This window comes from Spongiibacter thalassae (assembly GCF_012272835.1).
Lineage (GTDB): Bacteria > Pseudomonadota > Gammaproteobacteria > Pseudomonadales > Spongiibacteraceae > Spongiibacter > Spongiibacter thalassae.
The window spans coordinates 643,554-660,386 of the sequence record NZ_JAAWWK010000001.1 but is presented as its reverse complement, the minus strand read 5'-3'; the positions used below and the strand labels follow the sequence as shown (position 1 = coordinate 660,386).

The following is a 16,833-nucleotide window of genomic DNA, read 5'->3' as shown; positions in this document are numbered from 1 at the left end:
CGGCCCGCGCCGACAGCGAGATCAGGCCTTCAGGCCCAGAACGGTTTTGGCGAGAATATCCCGCTGAATTTCGTTGGCCCCGGCAAATATCGTCACCGGGCGCGCCATCATCAGCTGCCAGTAGAGGTCGAGTTCGGATTCAGCCCCTTCCAACGATACATCGCCGACCACAGCGCCGTATTCAGCGCTGATTTCCACATTGAATTCGCTCAGGCGGTGCAGCAGCTCCGAGGCGTAGACCTTGAGCATAGACACCTCTGGCCCCGGCGCTTTGCCACTGTCGGCAATGGCGTCACAGACGCGAGAGTAAAGCAGGCGATAGTCGTGCAGATCAGCCTGCAACTGTGCCAACTGATCCATCACTCCGCGATCCTGTTCCAGGCCGAGCTGGCCTACCAGGTACTGCCCCAACTCAAGGGCCTTGCCCGCCAGTGCCGGGCTACCGATCCATACCCTTTCGTAGCCCAGCAGGGCCTTGGCCACTGCCCAACCCTGATCCAGCTCACCGACCAGACTGCTCTTTGGCACCCGCACATTGTCGAAGAACACTTCACAGAATTCGTCTTCGCCGGCCAGGTTGATAATCGGACGAATGGTGATGCCCGGAGTGTCGAGATCGATCAGCAAAAAGCTGATGCCCTGCTGCTTTTTCTCATATTTACCGGTGCGTACCAGGGTGAAAATATGGGTGGAGTCATTGGCATGGGTGGTCCAGATTTTCTGGCCATTGACGACAAACTCGTCGCCGTCCAACACCGCGCTGGTTTTCAAACTCGCCAGATCAGAACCGGCGTTGGGCTCCGAATAGCCCTGGCACCACACGTGCTCACAGTTGAGAATACGCGGCAGGTAGTGCTCGCACTGTTCCTTGCTGCCCATTTTGATCAGGGTCGGCCCGAGCTGGGTTTCGCCCAGGTCGATAATGCGGGCGACTCCGGCGTGCTCCAACTCCTCGTGATAAATCAGCTGCTTGCGGAAGGACAATCCCATACCACCCGCCTCACGGGGCCACGCCGGGGCGCGCCAGCCATGCGCCTGCAGGGTGCGCATCCAGCTATTGGCCTGCTCACCGCGCAAGCGACGGAAGGGACGATGAAAGTCCTGCTTTAATTCCGCGGGATAGTGCTCCGCCAAAAACGCCCTGAATGCGGCGCGAAATTCCTCGTCGCCCATTGCGTCGCGATTGATTGCTGCATCGCTCATGACTGCACCTCCACACCCGTCGAAGATTGGAAGCGGCGGCGCATGGCTTTGGCACTGCCCAGCCAGTTTCCGTATTGCAGCGCCAGGCGCAAAAACTCTCCCACCGAACACTCCTCAGTAAAACCCATTGCCCCGTGTAGCTGAACAGCCTGACGACACACATTTTGTGCAACGTCACTGGCCCGCGCCTTGGCTGCAGCCAGAGTAGCCTCGTCGCTGGACTCGGCGGCGGCGCGCCAGACGGCGTCGGCCAGTTCAATATGAATATGCATATCGACACAGCGGTGGGACACACTCTGGAAACCTGACAGCTTGCGGCCAAACTGCTCCCTCTGGTTCAGATAGTCCACTGTCTCTTGCAGACAGGACCGCGACAAACCGGTAAGAAAGGCACTGCTTAACAAACGCCCGGCACTTAACGCCGACGCGAGAGCGCGCTGTGCTGCCTCGCCGGAAAGCAGAGGCTCAAAGGGAAGGTCGTTGAACTGCACCTTGCAGAAACTGCCCGAGGCCGTTGCAACGCGCTGCACCACCAGATCCTCGACTGCCCCGTCAACCAAACCAATTACCGGTGTTCCACTATCATTGGCACACACCAGCAAGCGACTGCCCTGCTCACAGGCTGCAACAAATACCTTGCTGCCGGAGATACGACCGCCATTGACCGAGCACGCCGCAAACGCCTCATCACTGCCGGGCTGGTCTTGCCACGCCAGGCAGAACAGAGCCTCACCGCTGACCAGATCCGCGGCCAAGACCTCATTTCCGGCTTCGGCCAATATCTGCCCCGGCATGATCGCCGCCTCGATATAGGGAACAGGGAAGCGATAGCGCCCCATCATTTCTGCCAGCTCTGCCGCAGCGGAGATTGGCAGCGCCAGCCCCCCTAATGACTCAGGCAATAACAACCCCAGCCAGCCGAGCTCTGCGATCGACGCCCAGGTGGCGGCATTAAGTGGTCGCGCCACCGCAATCTCGGTTTTGGCATCGGCGGAAGACTGGTAATCAGCCAGAAAACCCTCCGCACTGTCGCGAAGCATCGCGACAAATTCATCCATTTCCTGCATAGCATCCACCTTACATTGCGATGGTAAAACCGCCGTTGACCGACAGAACTTGCCCGGTGATATACGAGGCGGCGTCAGACAGCAGGAAACAGACCGGCTTGGCCACTTCTTCCGGCGACGACCAGCGTCCCAGCGGAATCTGCGCCAGATAGTTGTCGGCGAAGCGCTCATCGTTGCGCACTGTTTCGGTCATTTGAGTAGCCACCACACCGAAGCACACTGCATTACAACGAATACCGAACTTCGCCCACTCCCGCGCCGCGGTCATGGTGGCACCAAAAATACCGGCCTTGGCCGAGGCGTAGTTGATTTGACCGAGGCTGCCGCGACGCCCCGCGTCAGAGGCGATATTTACAATCGCACCGGGCTCTTTGTTACCGGCCTTGGCCTCTGCCAGCATGTGGCGCCCTACGGCCTGCATAAAGTAGACAGAACCGCTCAGATTCACGTCGATCACCGACTGCCAGGCTTCAATAGACATTTTGTCGATCATCGCCGGGCGGGTAATACCGGCGTTATTAATCAAGCCATTCAACGCACCAAAGTGTTCTACCGTGCGCGCCACGGCGTCGGCGGCAAAGGCCACGTCGGTGACACTGCCAGGCAGGGCGAGGAAGCTCTCACCCAGGTCTGCCGCAACACCGTTCAGGGTATCGGCGTTCATATCAATACCCACGACCTTTGCGCCCAGGTCCAGAAGCTGGCGACTCAACGCCAGGCCGATTCCCTGACCGGCACCGGTCACCATGATTACTCGGCCTTCCATCGACATTGGGTTATTCATACTTTTCTCCATTACTGCTTGGTTGCGACGCCCGGAGGCCATCAATTAGGTTTAACCGGCTCAGGCCGGATCAAATACGACATAGGGGGGCTCGTCGCCCTCAGTGAGAATGCGCGCCTTCACCGCCATACCAATGCGCACCTCATCAGGAGATACACCTTCCACACGGCTCATCATGCGCGGGCCTTCCTGGAGCTGCACCAAGGCCACGTTGTAATCGCTTTTTGGCGGTCGAGCGCGCACGGTGGTGGTGGAATAGACCGTGCCGCGCCCATCGGCTTCAACCCACTCGAGATCGTCCAGGCCACTACCAGGGGCAATGGTGCGGGGGTAAAACACATAGGCACCACTGCCAGTGCTGCGCTGTATACAAAACTTACCTTCTTTCAGAAAGTTGAGATACTCGAGATCGGGACGAATTTCAGCCATCGTACTCACTCCATTTCGGGCGCTGCGCCCGGTAACCAACACAATGCATCTATTTACAGGCCTCGCTCCGCAGCGCACTGCGTGTGGCCGACCGATAGAAAATGCATCCCGCATCACGACATTTCCCGCGACACACCTATAATCAGTAAAAACATGCCGAGGCACGTTTGCACCAATAAATGACTATGTGTTAGTTTATGGGTGTTCGATAACAAGGTCAACTGTGGGAAGCCAGACAATGACAAACGAAAGGTCGTCAACACGATGGGGAAGTGAGCAACAGGATACAATCAACGCCGTACTGCGGCGGGCTCTTGAAGCCAATCCTGACAGGGAGTTTTTGGATTTTCTGGGTAAGAAATTCAGCGTTGCCGACCTGGACCGGCAGGCATGCAGGCTGGCCAACGGGCTTAGCGCCCTCGGCGTAAGCAAGGGCCAAACCGTGGCAACACTGCTGGACAACAGCGAAGATGCCGTTTTTATCTGGCTGGCGATCAACAAACTCGGCGCGATTTCAGTACCGATCAACACCGCCTATAAAGGGGAGTTCCTGCGCCACCAGCTTGGCGACAGCGACGCAACCGTGGTCATCGCAGAAAGCGATTACGCCGAGCGAGTCATCGACATCAGCGACCAGCTGCCCAGTGTAACGACCCTCGTTCACCGCGGCGAAGCACCATCAAGCACGTTCAAAGGCGACACTATGACCTGGGAGCAATTGCTCTCTGACGACGCCAGCGACCCGGCCGTTGAGGTGTCTCCCTCTGATTTGGCTATGCTGATCTACACCGGCGGCACCACCGGCCCATCAAAAGGCTGCATGGTCAGCCATAATTACGCCTGCAACCTGGCTCGCCTGGTTAGCGAAGGCACCGGACGCAGCGCCGACACCGTGAGCTGGACCGCCCTGCCACTGTTCCACTTCAACGCCGTCAGCAACGTCATCTGCGAATTGATGCACGGCGGCCGCATGGCCCTGTACCCCCGCTTTTCGGTATCCAATTTCTGGCCCGAAATCGAGCGCACCGGCGCCAATTACACCACCCTGCTGGGCTCCATGTTCCCCATGCTACTGGGCGCACCGGAAAACGAGGCAGAGAAACGCTGCTTTGGCCAGATTTCCATTATCGGCGGCGCACCCTTCCCAGACAAACTCCAGCAGGCGTGGAAGCAGCGCTTCGGTGCCAAACACACGGCCTGCCCGGGCTTTGGCCTGACCGAATGCTCGCTGGTGACCTCGGTACCTCTCGGTGTCAAAGTCCCCGGCGACAGCTCCGGTATGCGCAATGACAGCTTCGATGTGCGCATCATCGACGACAACGGCGCAGAAGTGCCCGATGGCGAGTCCGGTGAAGTGATCGTGCGCCCCCTGCGCCCCAATGTCATGTTCCAGGGTTACTGGAAGCGTCCGGAAGACACGCTTAAAGTTGTGAAGGATATGTGGTTCCACACGGGCGACATCGGCAAATTCGACGAGAATGGCTTCTTCTACTTTGTCGATCGCAAAAAGGACTACCTGCGTCGTCGCGGCGAGAACATCTCCAGCTTTGAAGTGGAATCAGCCTTCCGCCGCCACCCGGCCATTGAAGACGTCGCCGCCCACGCGGTACTGTCAGAACTGACCGAAGATGACCTGAAGGTAACACTCACCCTGAAGGAAGGCGCCGAACTCACCGAGGAAGCCCTGTGCGAATGGGCCGCCGATCAGCTGCCCTACTTCGCCGTACCACGCTACTTCGAGTTCCGCAGCGGAGCAGACATGCCCCGCAGCCCGGTGGGGCGAATCCTGAAATACAAACTTCGGGACGAAGGCGTGACCGAAAATACCTGGGATCGCGAAAAAGCAGGCTTCCAGCTGAAAAAACGCTAGGAAGGTTCGCTGAAAACAAAAAAGCCCGCTCGATGCGGGCTTTTTTGTTTTTGGCACACAGGGAAAAAACCCCTGAAACACCAACCGGTTCTGCTTGGCTTGCAGCTCAGTCGGTTTTTTTAGCAAAGTCCGATGGCGACGCGGGAAAGCTAAGGGTTTGCGCAATAATACGGGTCATTGCGTCCCACATTGCATCGGCACCCACACCCTCTTCTACCGCGCCGGGATCAGTGGCAGCGAGTCGCTCCATCGCCGCAACAAGCACAGAGGCATCTGCACGAGCTGTTTGTTGATTACCACCGCCCCCTTCTTTGTAGGCCACCTGAATGTGCTCGGCAAAGCGATTGACGATACGCACGAAGGTTCTCAACCGTATATTCTCAAACACCGGATCGCCTCGATCAGCCTCAAGGTTCCGATAGCGCAACACTTCCCGGTGCTTGTCCCATACCGAGGCGAAGGCCTGCACCACCCGCCGGGAATGCTCTACGTCGAGCACCTTTGGATCCCAGGGCTCATCCAATACCGCGTGCACCGCCTGCATATCGGTTTCAGCTTCCTCGGTCAACGCCAGCAGTATTCCGCGTACATCGGCGAAGTACAGGTAAAACGTCGCCGACGAGGATTTCGCCTTTTTCGCTATAGACACCGCGGTCAATTCCACCGGCGAGCCGGATTTCAGCAACTTGCGCGCCGCATCCATCAGCCGCTTGCGCGTTTGCATGCCCTTGCGCCCAAGAGACTGACCGTGATTGTTTGTCGTAACGACTGTCCGCATTTCTGCTACACCTTAAAACCTACACTATGAATTTTTCGATTTTACCTTATTCCGCCGGAAAACCCATACTTTAAGCAGTGGCTAAGCCGCAAACTGGCTCTTAAGTCGCAGTTACAGCGTTATTTACTGAACTGACAGAGCGAAACTTATTTCCCTCAGGGGCTTTGCAGAGTTGCTCACGCCGATAACTGATGATATATTAGTTTTAGAATCGGAAACAGCCACAGTTGCGTGGTTTATTCTTCACAGACAGCAGTAACCATGCGATTACCAAATTCGGAGTCTGCCCTATGAACCTGAAAGAACTACCGTTTTCAATGAAGCCCGTCGGCTGGTTTCAAATAGCCTGGAGCGGTGAAATCCCTACAGGTGAGGCCATCCCACTGAAATATTTCGGCCACGACCTCGTCGCCTTTCGCGGTGAAGACGGTACGCTGCGAGTGATGGACGCCCACTGCCACCACATGGGCGCTCATCTGGGCCACGGCGGTAAGGTAAAAGGCAACTGTGTGACCTGCCCCTACCACGGCTGGGTATGGAGCGGCGAAGGCAAGAATGTTGAAATTCCCTATCAGGAACAAACCGTCAACAAAAAGCTCAGGGTATGGCCAATAATTGAACAGCACGGCTGCGTCTTTATGTGGCACGACCCCACGGGTTCACCCCCGCGTTGGGGCCTGCCCCATATGTTCGACAGCTTTACCGAGTTCTCCGACATGTCGGAAGAGGAGTTCTACCCGATCTTCCCCCACGGCACTCGCCGCTGGCCTAACGAACCGGTTCATCCGCAGATCACCTTTGAAAACAGTGTCGACTCCATGCATTTCCGCTATGTCCACGACTCTCCGATGGACCCACTGCTGCTGGAAATGGATATTCGCGAGAACGACACCGTATTCCGCACGCTGTTTGGTTTCAAATCGCTACGCACCAAGGAAATCGAGATGGTCTTCGATACCCGCACCACCGGTGTCGGTTGTTCCTTCAACGTGTTCAAGGGCGCTTATAACTATCGGGTGCTGTTTTCGGCAACACCGATCGACGATGAAACCTCGGAATTGTTCAACACCATCTGGTGGCCCCGTCGCGAAAATGACAGCGGTGATATTCCCGAGGATATTCGCCAGCGCATCGAAAAGGAAATTTTGACCACGGTGGACGAAGACCTGCTGGTGTGGCGCAACCAGAAATACGTCGATCGCCCACTGCTCGCCAAACAGGACGTAAAAGCCTTTACGGCACTGAGAAAATGGCAGGCGGGCTTCTACGACCTGCCCCCCGTAGAGGACTGATATACCCTCTGTTCATCAGCGGGTGGTGGCAGACACCACCCGTATTCACAATAGCGCGCGATAACCATGACTAAACTTGTATTTGTAAAACCTGACGGTACAGAGATGACCGTAGAGGCCACTAACGGTAGCACGGTGATGCAAACCGCCCTCGATAATGGCATTGAAGAAATTGTCGCGGATTGCGGCGGGTCCTGCTCATGTGCGACCTGCCACTGCTACATTGACGATGCCTGGCAATCAAAGCTCAACCCGCCCGATGAGATCGAAACCGATATGCTGGATTGCGTGCTGGACAGAAAACCTGGCAGCCGTCTGAGCTGCCAGATTGAAGTAAGCGATGACCTCGATGGCCTTCACATTGCGCTACCGAGCGCCCAGTTCTAAAGCCGGAGTTTTATTAGCCCCGCTTACTGCCAGCGATAATTCAGCTCAAACAGCACCGAGTATAAACCAAAGGTTTCCTTCGACTCCTCTCCCAGTGGCATAGCACTGTTCACATAGCGCTGGGACTTGTCGGGAATGTAACTTACAGCGACAGCCCCCGCCAGGCGCGATGAGAAGCGGTGCTCCCAGCCACCATTGATATGCCACTTGGCTTGCAGGTTGTTCAGGGGATTCACAGCCGTCTGCTTAACGACATTACCCGCGTGATTTATTCCCCCGTACAGAAGATTTTGGTCGTTGTGACGAAATCTGACACCCAGCGAACGGGAGAAGTTATCCTGCCCGCCAAATTGGCTTGTTGCCTCAACCATCGCAGGCACCAGGGGATTATCCGGACGTCGAAACCGCGTTGACACCTCACCCAACGCCTCGCTCCACCAGAAATAGTTGATATCAGCCCCAAGGGAAAACCGTGGGCTCACCTGCCACGCAAACCCCAGACTCGCCTCTTCCGGCAGCGCCAGCCCGGAAATCTCCGCGTCGCGATAACGCACCCTGCCCAGACCCAGGGATTCGAAGTTCACCACAGCACTGCCCTTGCGCAGGCGCAGTTCAGTCTCGGCGCCATAGGAGACACCCAGCACCAGAGTATCACTGACATCGTATTGCATACCGGCCCGCCAGGAAAATGATGTACCGCTGAGGTCGTTGATTTTTACCCCGAAGAACTGGGTGGCCGCATCAGAGGTATTGGGCAGCAGTTTTTGCTCAGCCTGGGCGTAGTTGACCGACCCCGCCAGACCCAGTCGCAAGCGCTCATTGACCTGCCAGGCAAAGGCAGGCGCGAAACGAAACACGCCAAACATAGCGGTCAGGTCATCTTCATTTCCATAATCGGTCGCGAGACTTTCGTAGTTAAATCCTGCGCCACCCTGGGCGAAAACCCCCAGCCCCACGGTAATATCAGGTCGCGCCTCCAGCGGCGCCGTCCAGGCACCACTCAATAAAAAGGTAAGCCTTGAGTCCACCCGCTTATCATTTCCCAGCGAGTCCTTGTGGCGGTTTTTGGTTATGTACACCGGCTCAAGTCCAACGCTGAACTGCTCGACCCCGGCCCTGGCGATGCCCGCTACGTTGTTATTGATACCCGTCGGCTCATGGGAATAGCCGCTGTCAGTGCTCGCCATACCCACAGACTGAGAGCCGAACCCCAGCGGCGTGACCGCAATACCCGCTGCAGCCCATTGACTCCCCCCAATCGCCACCGCGGTCACTACCATGCGCCGGCAAATCATTGCGTACAGCACTTGAATATCCCCTTCTCCAGTAAATACCGGTCGGTATTTTATTGGATAATATACCGACCGGTATGCCATTGCAAAATGAATGCTCGGCCTTTAGAGTTATCCTCCGGCAGAGCGAGAAGAACATGAAAGATCCGATAAGCAAGCGAGAAAAGACCCACGCCCTGATACTGCGGGTGGCCGCCCGACAGTTCGCCGACAAAGGGTATGCGGCAACCAGCATGGAAACCCTGGCCAAAGCCTGCAAACTGACCAAGGGCGCCCTCTACGATCACTTCAACGGCAAGGCCGATGTCTATCTGAAAAGTATTTCCAGCTACCTGAGCGCGAGTCTTAAAGAGATTGATGAGAAAAGCCGCTGTCGCCCCGACGACAGCGCTGAACGGCGGGTATTTGTGTATATCGAACAAATGCTTAAAGCCCTGAACGAAGACCGTGTCATGCGCCGGTTACTGCTCCGCCTGTTGATTGAAGCGGACGCCGACAGCGCCGCACCGGTAGTGAAAAACGTGCTGGCCGCCTCTTTTAATCGCTTTCGCGAACTCCTGCAGCAATACCGCCCCGAGATTAACGCCCGCGACTACACCTATTCGTTTTTCTGCAATGCCATACTGGGGGAAGATCTGCGCAAGTGGGCAGATATACTCACACCGGAAACCAGCAGTCTCGACACCAGCGAAACCCTTATTGCCCACTTCAGAAACTCGCTGAATGCCAGCTCTCACCACGCCAAATAAGGCCGTTTAATCTGCGGTCGCCATCGCAATACTGCGCTCAATAATGGCCACCATCGCATCCGGCTGATCGTACATAGGCACGTGACCCGCATCCTCAAGGATCGAGTATGCCGCCCAGGGCAGCGCTTGCTGCATCGGTGGCATAAACACCTCTCGGGGCAGCACCCGATCTTCCCCCGACCAGACAATATGCACGGGAATATCCAGGGGCGGCATCGGCTTCAGTCCACCTCCGTTGCCAAAGCTGGCGATCAACGGCGGAATCACCGGACAATGGCAAACACCCAATAGCATACGCTGAGCCTCGGCCACCGACACCCGCTCGCCATACTTCATTTGACTGCTAAACAGCAGCTTGCGCACAGCGGTCAGCCGCATCAATGGCGTCATCAACGGACGCAACAGGGGGAACACTCGACAGGCAAACACCATTGCCCTGGCAATGCGCAAAAATGCTCGCTCATCGGGCCAACTACCAGCGGGGGAAAAGGCGGTAACCGATGCAGCAAAACCCTTGCGCGCCAGCTCCAGGGCCAGCCAGCCGCCCAATGAGTTGCCCACCACATGGGCACAATAAACCCCCTGACGGGCCATAATGGCAATGATGTCATCGGCAAGCCGCTCTATCGTCACTGGTCTATCCAGTGCAACCGGCTCACCCTCCAGGTGTCCCGGCAGGGGCATAGCAATCACTGGTTGAGTGGCACTGAACAAGGGTAACAAGGGCGACCAGATGTCATGCAGTGATGTCGCGCCGTGTAACAATAACACCGGAATAGCAGCCTCCCGGGAAGTGCCTGCCGACGGCGCCCCGGGCGCTTCGCTGCCAGTTTCTATCATCGCTATGCTACCTGTCTGTCTGGAGAACAACTCGCAGTCGTTCAATGGTTTTTGCGGGCTGGCTCAGCGCCAGGCGGTTGAGCAGCCACGCCGGTATCGGCCCGGCGGGATCCATATACATTTCCGCGACAACATCGGTGGCTGTCGCCGAAACCGGGGTCAAGCGCCAGAGGTACCACGCCTCCGACACCCGCACCCGACCGGGCTGCGGCGGATAATCGCTGGACAGCGCCACGCTATTAATGGTGAGCCCGTCCTCATCACGGCGAATATCCGTCGCCAGCACCACATCACGATCCGCGACCGGCCAGGGCATGGCGTAATGAAAATAGGCGGTATTCGATAACTGGGACCGCGACAAGACCTCCACTGTGGCGCACATATCATCCCATAGGCTGCGCTTGGCCGGGTCAATTAACAGATCGGCTACCCGGTCTATTGGCCCCGGCAAGCGGGTCTCAATACGTACCGCATTCAGCGCCGAACCCTGGCTTTGACGGGTGTAGATTTTGATCTCGGCGGACTCCCGGCGCAGCTGCCAGCCTTCAGCGGCCAGTGAACCGCAACCGAGCAGCACCGCGACTGCCAGCCCAACACCTGCGCCGCAGCGCCACGCGCCAACAAACAATGACACTCCCCCAGCGGCGTGATACTTACCCATTGGCATAGGTCACCCACTCAACGAAGGTTAAACTCAATCCCCAGCGTTACCGAGCGCGGGGGATTGTAGATGGTGAGAATACCGCCGGTATTGGGGGTATCAAACACCACTCCCGGTTCAAATTCGTTGGTCAGATTATTGCCGACAAGGTTGATCGAGGGTTCGCCCCACATTTCGGGGAAGCGGAAATTAACACTCGCCCCCAAGAGCTCCATCGGCGGGTGTTCATAGGTCTGAGCCAGATTGTTGTAGTTACTTTCCTGATAGGTGTAGGTCACTGTGCTGACGATTTCCGCAGAACCGAGGTTACCCAGCCAGGCCACCAACAGCGAACCGGAAAGCGGTGGCGAGCCGGGCAATTCCGTGCCCGCTTCCGCCGGGCCCTGGAAGTCGTCGAAAAAAGTGGTGGTGTGAGCATCCACATAGGAGCCGTTAAGTTTGACTGCAAAGCCACCGGGAAGCAGGGTGTTCAAGCCAAACTCGACACCGGTGCTCTCGGCGCCCCCAACATTGGTGGTATAGGCGAAGGCGCCTGTATACTCCCGCTGCTGCACCTGCATATCGGTCCATTTCAGGTGAAAGGCGGTTACGTCAAACTGTATCGCCCCCTCAAACCATTCCGTGCGCATGCCCAGTTCGTAGTTCCAGATATTGTCAGATTTAAAGAACAAGGGAACATCGGGGTCGCGGGTAGGATTCTGGTTCGCCCCCGCATAGCGAAAGCCCTTCACTGCCGAGGCGAAGATCGACAGTCCATCGGAATAGGCCCATTTGACTGTGAGTTTGGGGTTAAATACCGTCTCGGCGATCCGCCCCACATCGCGCCCCAGCGATCCACCCACCGTTGCCCCCATTTCCCCCACCACCGGTGTAATCGCCTCGCCCAGCGCGCCCACGCCGGGCAGACCAGACACTTGCAACAGTGTGGTTTCGATATCAGCCTCTGTGCTCTGCCGGAAATAGCGGGCACCCAGACCGACCTCCCAGCGCTCGCCCAGCGACCGGGTTACATCGAAGAAGCCAGCGTATTCCTCGGCATCGACATCGCCCTGCAAGCGCAGGGTGTCACCGCTTTCGTCGGTGCCGATATTCAATGCAAGGAACTGATCGCTATAGACGTAGAACACGCCTGCGACATAGGTCCAGTCACGTAGTACCCACCAGTCAGAATCCGTGGGTTCTCCGGATACGATGCGCAACTCTGCGCTGGGCTGTTCAGACTCTATAAAAGTGTCGCCATAGGTACCCGTGTTCGTTTGGGAGGTACCAATAAACTGGCTGTAATCCAGGCGCTGGGGGTAGTCCTTGGTCATATTGGACACAATCGCGACCAAATCAAAGGTCTCAAAAGCCCATTCCGCCGACACAATATGAATATCCGTGCGCGAGTCGATCACATCGGCATAGTAACGCTCCGAGTGAGTGGGCTCGCCAATGGTATTGGCAAAGGCACCATCGTCCTGATGTGTTTCCCGGCGAATGCCGTTGTAGTTCAGCGCGAAATCGTCAGTCAGCCGCCACGTCAACAGAGCTCGCACCTGCTGGGACTGGGCGGAGTTAATGTCGTCTTCTCCCGAACGCAGGTCCTCTATATAGCCAGGCCGAGCTGACTTGCTCGCCACCACTCGCAGGGCCAGTTCGTCACCGACGGGGACATTGGCCATGGCATCGTAGCGGTGGGACAGGTTTTCACTGCGGGCATGTTGTCCAACCGATGCCGCGAGCTGGCCGTAGGCTTCTTCAAAGTCGGGTTTATTCGGCACGTAGCGAATCGCCCCGGACAAGGCTGACCCGCCAAACAGGGTTCCCTGTGGCCCCTTCAGAATTTCGACGGTCTTCATATCGTAGGGGTCGATATTGGGCTGTGGCCCGAGGATAGACGGATTGACCATCGAAATATCCTCGTAAAACATGCCAAAGGTGCGGGTAAAAAAGGTGAAGAACGTGTCCGTTGACACCCCCCGAATAATGATCTGGGCGGCCTCGGGATCCAGCCCCGGACTCACTGACACGCCGGGCGAAAAGCGCGCGATCGATTCGATGTCGGCGGCACCGATGTCCCGCAATGACTCCCCGGTAAACGCGTCGATACTCAGGGGAATATCCCGCAGATCCGCATCCCGCTTGGTCGCCGAGACAATGACTTCCTCAATAATCGAGCTTCGCGGCTTTCGAGTGCTAGCCCCGTCCTGGGCGAGAGCCGACTGCCACCACAGCGGCGTTGACAATACTATTCCAAGCAAAACGGGGGTAATCACCGAACACCTGTGCGGAGCCTCCTCCAGACCACATTCATTATTATTCATAGATAATCCAGACGTTTCTCTACCTTGAGAGGGTCAATATCCTCCAAACCTGCCCTCGCCTCAATGTCATCTATGGACTAATATCTTGTCCATAAATACCTTCGCAGCGAGTGCGGTATGAGCAATTTCTATATTCCCCAACACATCAAGCGCGCCTTGATCGCCACGCTCTCCGATCGGGGTATAGACGTTGAGACAATACTGAACAGCAGTCCCACACCACTGCCTCTGGACTCTGCCGACTACGATTTGCTGGTTTGTCACCGCTTGCTACAGGCCGGCTGGTATCTTCTCGATGACGAAGACCTTGGTCTGGGTGATGGCCCGCCACTAAAGCCAGGAGCCTTTTTTTACGCCAGCAATCTGATGGTGAACGCCCATAACCTTGGCGAGGCATTAAAGGTCGCGGCCAGTTTTTACAATTATGTCTCTCGCTCCTGGCAAGCCGAATTGTGCGTCGATGACCGCCACGCGTACTTCCGTGTGCACCGCTCAGGCACCGCCAGGGACCCCCATCATCTACTCGCAGACTATTTGCTGATCGGCTTCTATCAGTTCGCCAGCTGGTTGATTGGTGAGCGTATCGCGCTGAAACGGGTCGCCTTTGACTACCCCCGCCCGGCACACGAAATCGAATTTCACGGCCTGTTTCCCTGTCAGCGGCAATTCAGTCACGACTGCCTGGAATTCGCCTTCCACAACAAATACCTGAAGCAGGACATTGTGCGTAATGCCGCCGCACTGGAGCACTTACTCTTGGCGTCGCCATCCTTCCTGCTGACACCACAGCAGAGCGCGCGGAGTTTTCAGACCGAGGTGCGGCATTTACTGGAAGCCTGGCCACACGCCGAGTTACCCTCCCTGGGCGAGGTTGCCGGGATACTCAAGTTAACCCCGAAAATGCTGGCCAGCCGCTTGCGCAAGGAAGCAATCAGCTTCAACGAGATCAAGAAAAATGTGCGTCTGCACAAGGCGACCCAATTGCTGATACACCACAATATAGCCATTGCCCAGATCGCCGAGTCCCTCGGCTTTGAAGAAACCGCCGCTTTCAGCAAAGCCTTCAAAAACTGGACAGGAGAGTCTCCCGCTGAATACCGCAAATCGCGCTCCAGCCTGGGCGAGCAATAGCCGTGGGCGAATTCTGCGCCTGGGCGCTCGGCCTGCCAACGGGTCTATGCTATAAGAGGCAAACCAGCCGCTGCCCTCCTGTTGAGATCCCTTCACCATGAAAAACCCTGCTCACCACCTAGCCGCTTTCTCTGCCGTCGGGCCTGGGCTGGTCATCGCCGCCACCGGACTTGGTGCCGGGGATCTGGTCGCGGCAACCGTGTCCGGAGCGGAGTTGGGCGTCACCATCGCCTGGGCCGTCGTCGTCGGCGCAGTGATCAAGTTTGTACTGAATGAAGGGCTCGCCCGCTGGCAGCTCGCCAGTGGATCAACCTTACTCTCAGGCTGGGTCGAGCACCTGCCCCGCTGGGTGCGGTATTACTTCTTTGCCTATCTCTGCGTGTGGTCGCTATTGGTTGGTGCCGCGCTGATGGCGGCCTGCGGCCTGGCAGGGCACGCCCTGATGCCGTCGGTGTCGATCAGCGGCTGGGCAGCACTGCACTCTTTCGCCGCGCTGCTTATGGTTTGGCGGGGCAATTACCGGCGACTTGAGACGGTGATGAAGGTGTTGATCGCCGCAATGTTTGTCGTCGTCATGGCAGCGTTATGGAAAATAGACACCTCGGAGCTGGGGCTGATACGCGCCCTGCTTTCACCACAGCTGCCCGACGGCCATCTGCCACTATTACTGGCGGTTGTTGGTGGCGTCGGCGGCAGTGTGACCCTGCTCTGTTACGGCTACTGGATTCGCGAAAAGGGCTGGCAGGGGCCGGAACAGCTCGCCCGTGCCCGAATCGACCTGGCAGTGGGGTACCTGGTCACAGGAATGTTTGGCATCGGCATTATGGTGTTGGCCGCCAGCGCCGCGCCGCCGTCGGTGTCCGGCACTAAAATTATCGTGGCACTGGCCGATGAGTTGGCGGTGCTGCTGGGAGAGGAATTCCGGCTGATCTTTCTGCTGGGCTTTTGGGCCGCGGTATTCAGCTCCATGTTGGGCGTATGGCAGGGCATCCCCTATCTGTTCGCCGACTTGCTCGCCCAGCATCAGGGTGAACCAGACCGGGAAATTTCCCAGCAAGCACAAGGCTACACTCCCGCCCTGTTGTTTCTGGCCGGACCGCCGCTGCTGCTGCTATTACTGGGCAAACCGGTTTGGCTGGTGCTGCTCTACTCCGTGGCGGGAGCGTTTTTTATGCCTTTTCTTGCCGCGACATTGCTCTATCTCAACAACCGTTGCATTCCAGCACCAATGGCGAATTCGCCGTGGTCGAACGCGGCGATGATACTCGCACTACTGCTGTTCAGCGGCATCGGTGTTCAGCAACTGTTTCGCTGAGTGCCCCGCTAGCCAGCGTCGTTCGCTGTCGGTGCGAGATAAGACATCACCAGCGAGTGTACGGTGTCGCCTACCTTGCGCTTGGAGCTACCGGCAAATCGCATATGGGCAATGGTATGGGCCATACCGACGACCACCCGCGCCGCGTCGGTGGCATTGAGTTCCTTGCAGATGGAGTTGTCCTTGCGCCCCTGCATAATCAACTTGCGAATGCCGCTGATCGCCTCATTGTAGAACTCCAGATACATATCCCAGATAAACCCTCGGGTAAAGCCCGACCACTCCAGCCAGATAGTGACAAAATGACGGTGTTCCTCACTGTCAAACAATTCCTGGAAGGACAGCAGAATATCCTCGACCCGGGCATAGGCCGGTGCGTGCTCGCTGAACCGTGTCATTATCATCTCGTTGATAAAGAAACGATGAATATCCTTGAGCACAGCGGTTTGCAGGTTTTCAATGCTCGAGTAATAGTGAAAGATGGTCGGAATCGACACGCCGATGCGCTCGGCAATATCCGCGTGGGTCGCATTCGCCAAACCGCGCTCGGCAAAAACCTCCACGCCTGCGGCGAGAATTTGCGCCTGGCGCGCCTCCGGAGACATGCGCTTTGCCCGCGGCTTGGTCGAACTGGTGGTTCCAGCCGCTGTTTTTTTACCCGCTTTCACTGCCCGAACTTTATTATTCACTGCTGTGCCTTTCCCCGTGTCTTTGCTATCTCCGGCCTGG

General features: G+C 57.0%; 16 protein-coding genes. 6 read left to right on the top strand and 10 right to left on the bottom strand.

From position 1 onward, the window contains the following. Positions 1 to 21: 21 nt before the first annotated feature. Genes HCU74_RS02790 through HCU74_RS02775 form a run of 4 tightly spaced genes read right to left on the bottom strand, consistent with a single transcriptional unit; the run spans position 22 to position 3,483 of the window. Positions 22 to 1,203: an acyl-CoA dehydrogenase family protein gene (locus tag HCU74_RS02790; protein WP_168448864.1), complete on the bottom strand. Its 1,182-nt coding sequence runs from the start codon at positions 1,201 to 1,203 to the stop codon at positions 22 to 24. Further along, positions 1,200 to 2,270, bottom strand: a complete 1,071-nt coding sequence (locus HCU74_RS02785) for an acyl-CoA dehydrogenase family protein (protein WP_168448863.1) — start codon at positions 2,268 to 2,270, stop codon at positions 1,200 to 1,202. Before HCU74_RS02785 ends, HCU74_RS02790 begins: the two co-directional genes overlap by 4 nt. 10 nt (positions 2,271 to 2,280) lie before the next feature. Next, positions 2,281 to 3,054, bottom strand: a complete 774-nt coding sequence (locus HCU74_RS02780; RefSeq protein ID WP_168448862.1) for an SDR family NAD(P)-dependent oxidoreductase — start codon at positions 3,052 to 3,054, stop codon at positions 2,281 to 2,283. Between the two features lie 60 nt (positions 3,055 to 3,114). After that, the gene (locus HCU74_RS02775; RefSeq protein WP_168448861.1) at positions 3,115 to 3,483 is read right to left on the bottom strand and encodes a Zn-ribbon domain-containing OB-fold protein; all 369 of its coding nucleotides are present in this window, start codon (positions 3,481 to 3,483) and stop codon (positions 3,115 to 3,117) included. Positions 3,484 to 3,721: 238 nt separating this feature from the next. Between HCU74_RS02775 and HCU74_RS02770 the strand changes: the two genes are divergently transcribed. Beyond that, complete coding sequence (locus tag HCU74_RS02770; RefSeq protein WP_168448860.1) at positions 3,722 to 5,353, top strand: AMP-binding protein; 1,632 nt, start codon at positions 3,722 to 3,724, stop codon at positions 5,351 to 5,353. 106 nt (positions 5,354 to 5,459) lie between these two features. Here HCU74_RS02770 and HCU74_RS02765 read toward each other — a convergent pair whose 3' ends face one another. Continuing rightward, positions 5,460 to 6,131 (bottom strand): TetR/AcrR family transcriptional regulator, encoded by a 672-nt coding sequence (locus HCU74_RS02765; protein WP_168448859.1) that lies wholly within the window; start codon positions 6,129 to 6,131, stop codon positions 5,460 to 5,462. Between the two features lie 290 nt (positions 6,132 to 6,421). On the opposite strand from HCU74_RS02765, the gene HCU74_RS02760 reads away from it, so the two are divergent. Continuing rightward, positions 6,422 to 7,423, top strand: a complete 1,002-nt coding sequence (locus HCU74_RS02760; RefSeq protein WP_168448858.1) for a Rieske 2Fe-2S domain-containing protein — start codon at positions 6,422 to 6,424, stop codon at positions 7,421 to 7,423. Between the two features lie 66 nt (positions 7,424 to 7,489). Next, positions 7,490 to 7,810, top strand: a complete 321-nt coding sequence (locus HCU74_RS02755; RefSeq protein ID WP_168448857.1) for a 2Fe-2S iron-sulfur cluster-binding protein — start codon at positions 7,490 to 7,492, stop codon at positions 7,808 to 7,810. 23 nt (positions 7,811 to 7,833) lie between these two features. Here the strand turns inward: HCU74_RS02755 and HCU74_RS02750 are convergent, their stop codons facing one another. Beyond that, entirely contained in the window at positions 7,834 to 9,117 is a 1,284-nt protein-coding gene (locus tag HCU74_RS02750; protein WP_168448856.1) for an outer membrane protein transport protein, read from the bottom strand. A 122-nt stretch (positions 9,118 to 9,239) separates the two neighbouring features. Here HCU74_RS02750 and HCU74_RS02745 point away from each other — a divergent pair, with 122 nt between their 5' ends. Beyond that, positions 9,240 to 9,851 (top strand): TetR/AcrR family transcriptional regulator, encoded by a 612-nt coding sequence (locus HCU74_RS02745; protein WP_168448855.1) that lies wholly within the window; start codon positions 9,240 to 9,242, stop codon positions 9,849 to 9,851. Positions 9,852 to 9,857: 6 nt separating this feature from the next. On the opposite strand, the gene HCU74_RS02740 is transcribed toward HCU74_RS02745, so the two are convergent. From HCU74_RS02740 to HCU74_RS02730, 3 genes are read right to left on the bottom strand one after another with little or no spacing between them, the layout of a single operon-like run. Beyond that, the gene (locus tag HCU74_RS02740) at positions 9,858 to 10,691 is read right to left on the bottom strand and encodes an alpha/beta fold hydrolase (RefSeq protein ID WP_168448854.1); all 834 of its coding nucleotides are present in this window, start codon (positions 10,689 to 10,691) and stop codon (positions 9,858 to 9,860) included. 7 nt (positions 10,692 to 10,698) lie between these two features. After that, positions 10,699 to 11,352, bottom strand: a complete 654-nt coding sequence (locus HCU74_RS02735) for an START domain-containing protein (protein ID WP_168448853.1) — start codon at positions 11,350 to 11,352, stop codon at positions 10,699 to 10,701. A gap of 17 nt (positions 11,353 to 11,369) precedes the next feature. Next, positions 11,370 to 13,658, bottom strand: coding sequence for a TonB-dependent receptor (locus HCU74_RS02730; RefSeq protein ID WP_168448852.1), 2,289 nt, complete (start codon positions 13,656 to 13,658; stop codon positions 11,370 to 11,372). 117 nt (positions 13,659 to 13,775) lie between these two features. On the opposite strand from HCU74_RS02730, the gene HCU74_RS02725 reads away from it, so the two are divergent. Both HCU74_RS02725 and HCU74_RS02720 read left to right on the top strand, forming a co-directional pair. After that, positions 13,776 to 14,789: an AraC family transcriptional regulator gene (locus tag HCU74_RS02725; protein ID WP_168448851.1), complete on the top strand. Its 1,014-nt coding sequence runs from the start codon at positions 13,776 to 13,778 to the stop codon at positions 14,787 to 14,789. A gap of 97 nt (positions 14,790 to 14,886) precedes the next feature. After that, a complete protein-coding gene (locus tag HCU74_RS02720; protein WP_168448850.1) occupies positions 14,887 to 16,104 on the top strand; it encodes an Nramp family divalent metal transporter in 1,218 nt (405 codons plus the stop codon). A gap of 8 nt (positions 16,105 to 16,112) precedes the next feature. On the opposite strand, the gene HCU74_RS02715 is transcribed toward HCU74_RS02720, so the two are convergent. After that, positions 16,113 to 16,793, bottom strand: coding sequence for a TetR/AcrR family transcriptional regulator (locus tag HCU74_RS02715; protein ID WP_345889647.1), 681 nt, complete (start codon positions 16,791 to 16,793; stop codon positions 16,113 to 16,115). Between the last annotated feature and the right edge of the window lie 40 nt (positions 16,794 to 16,833).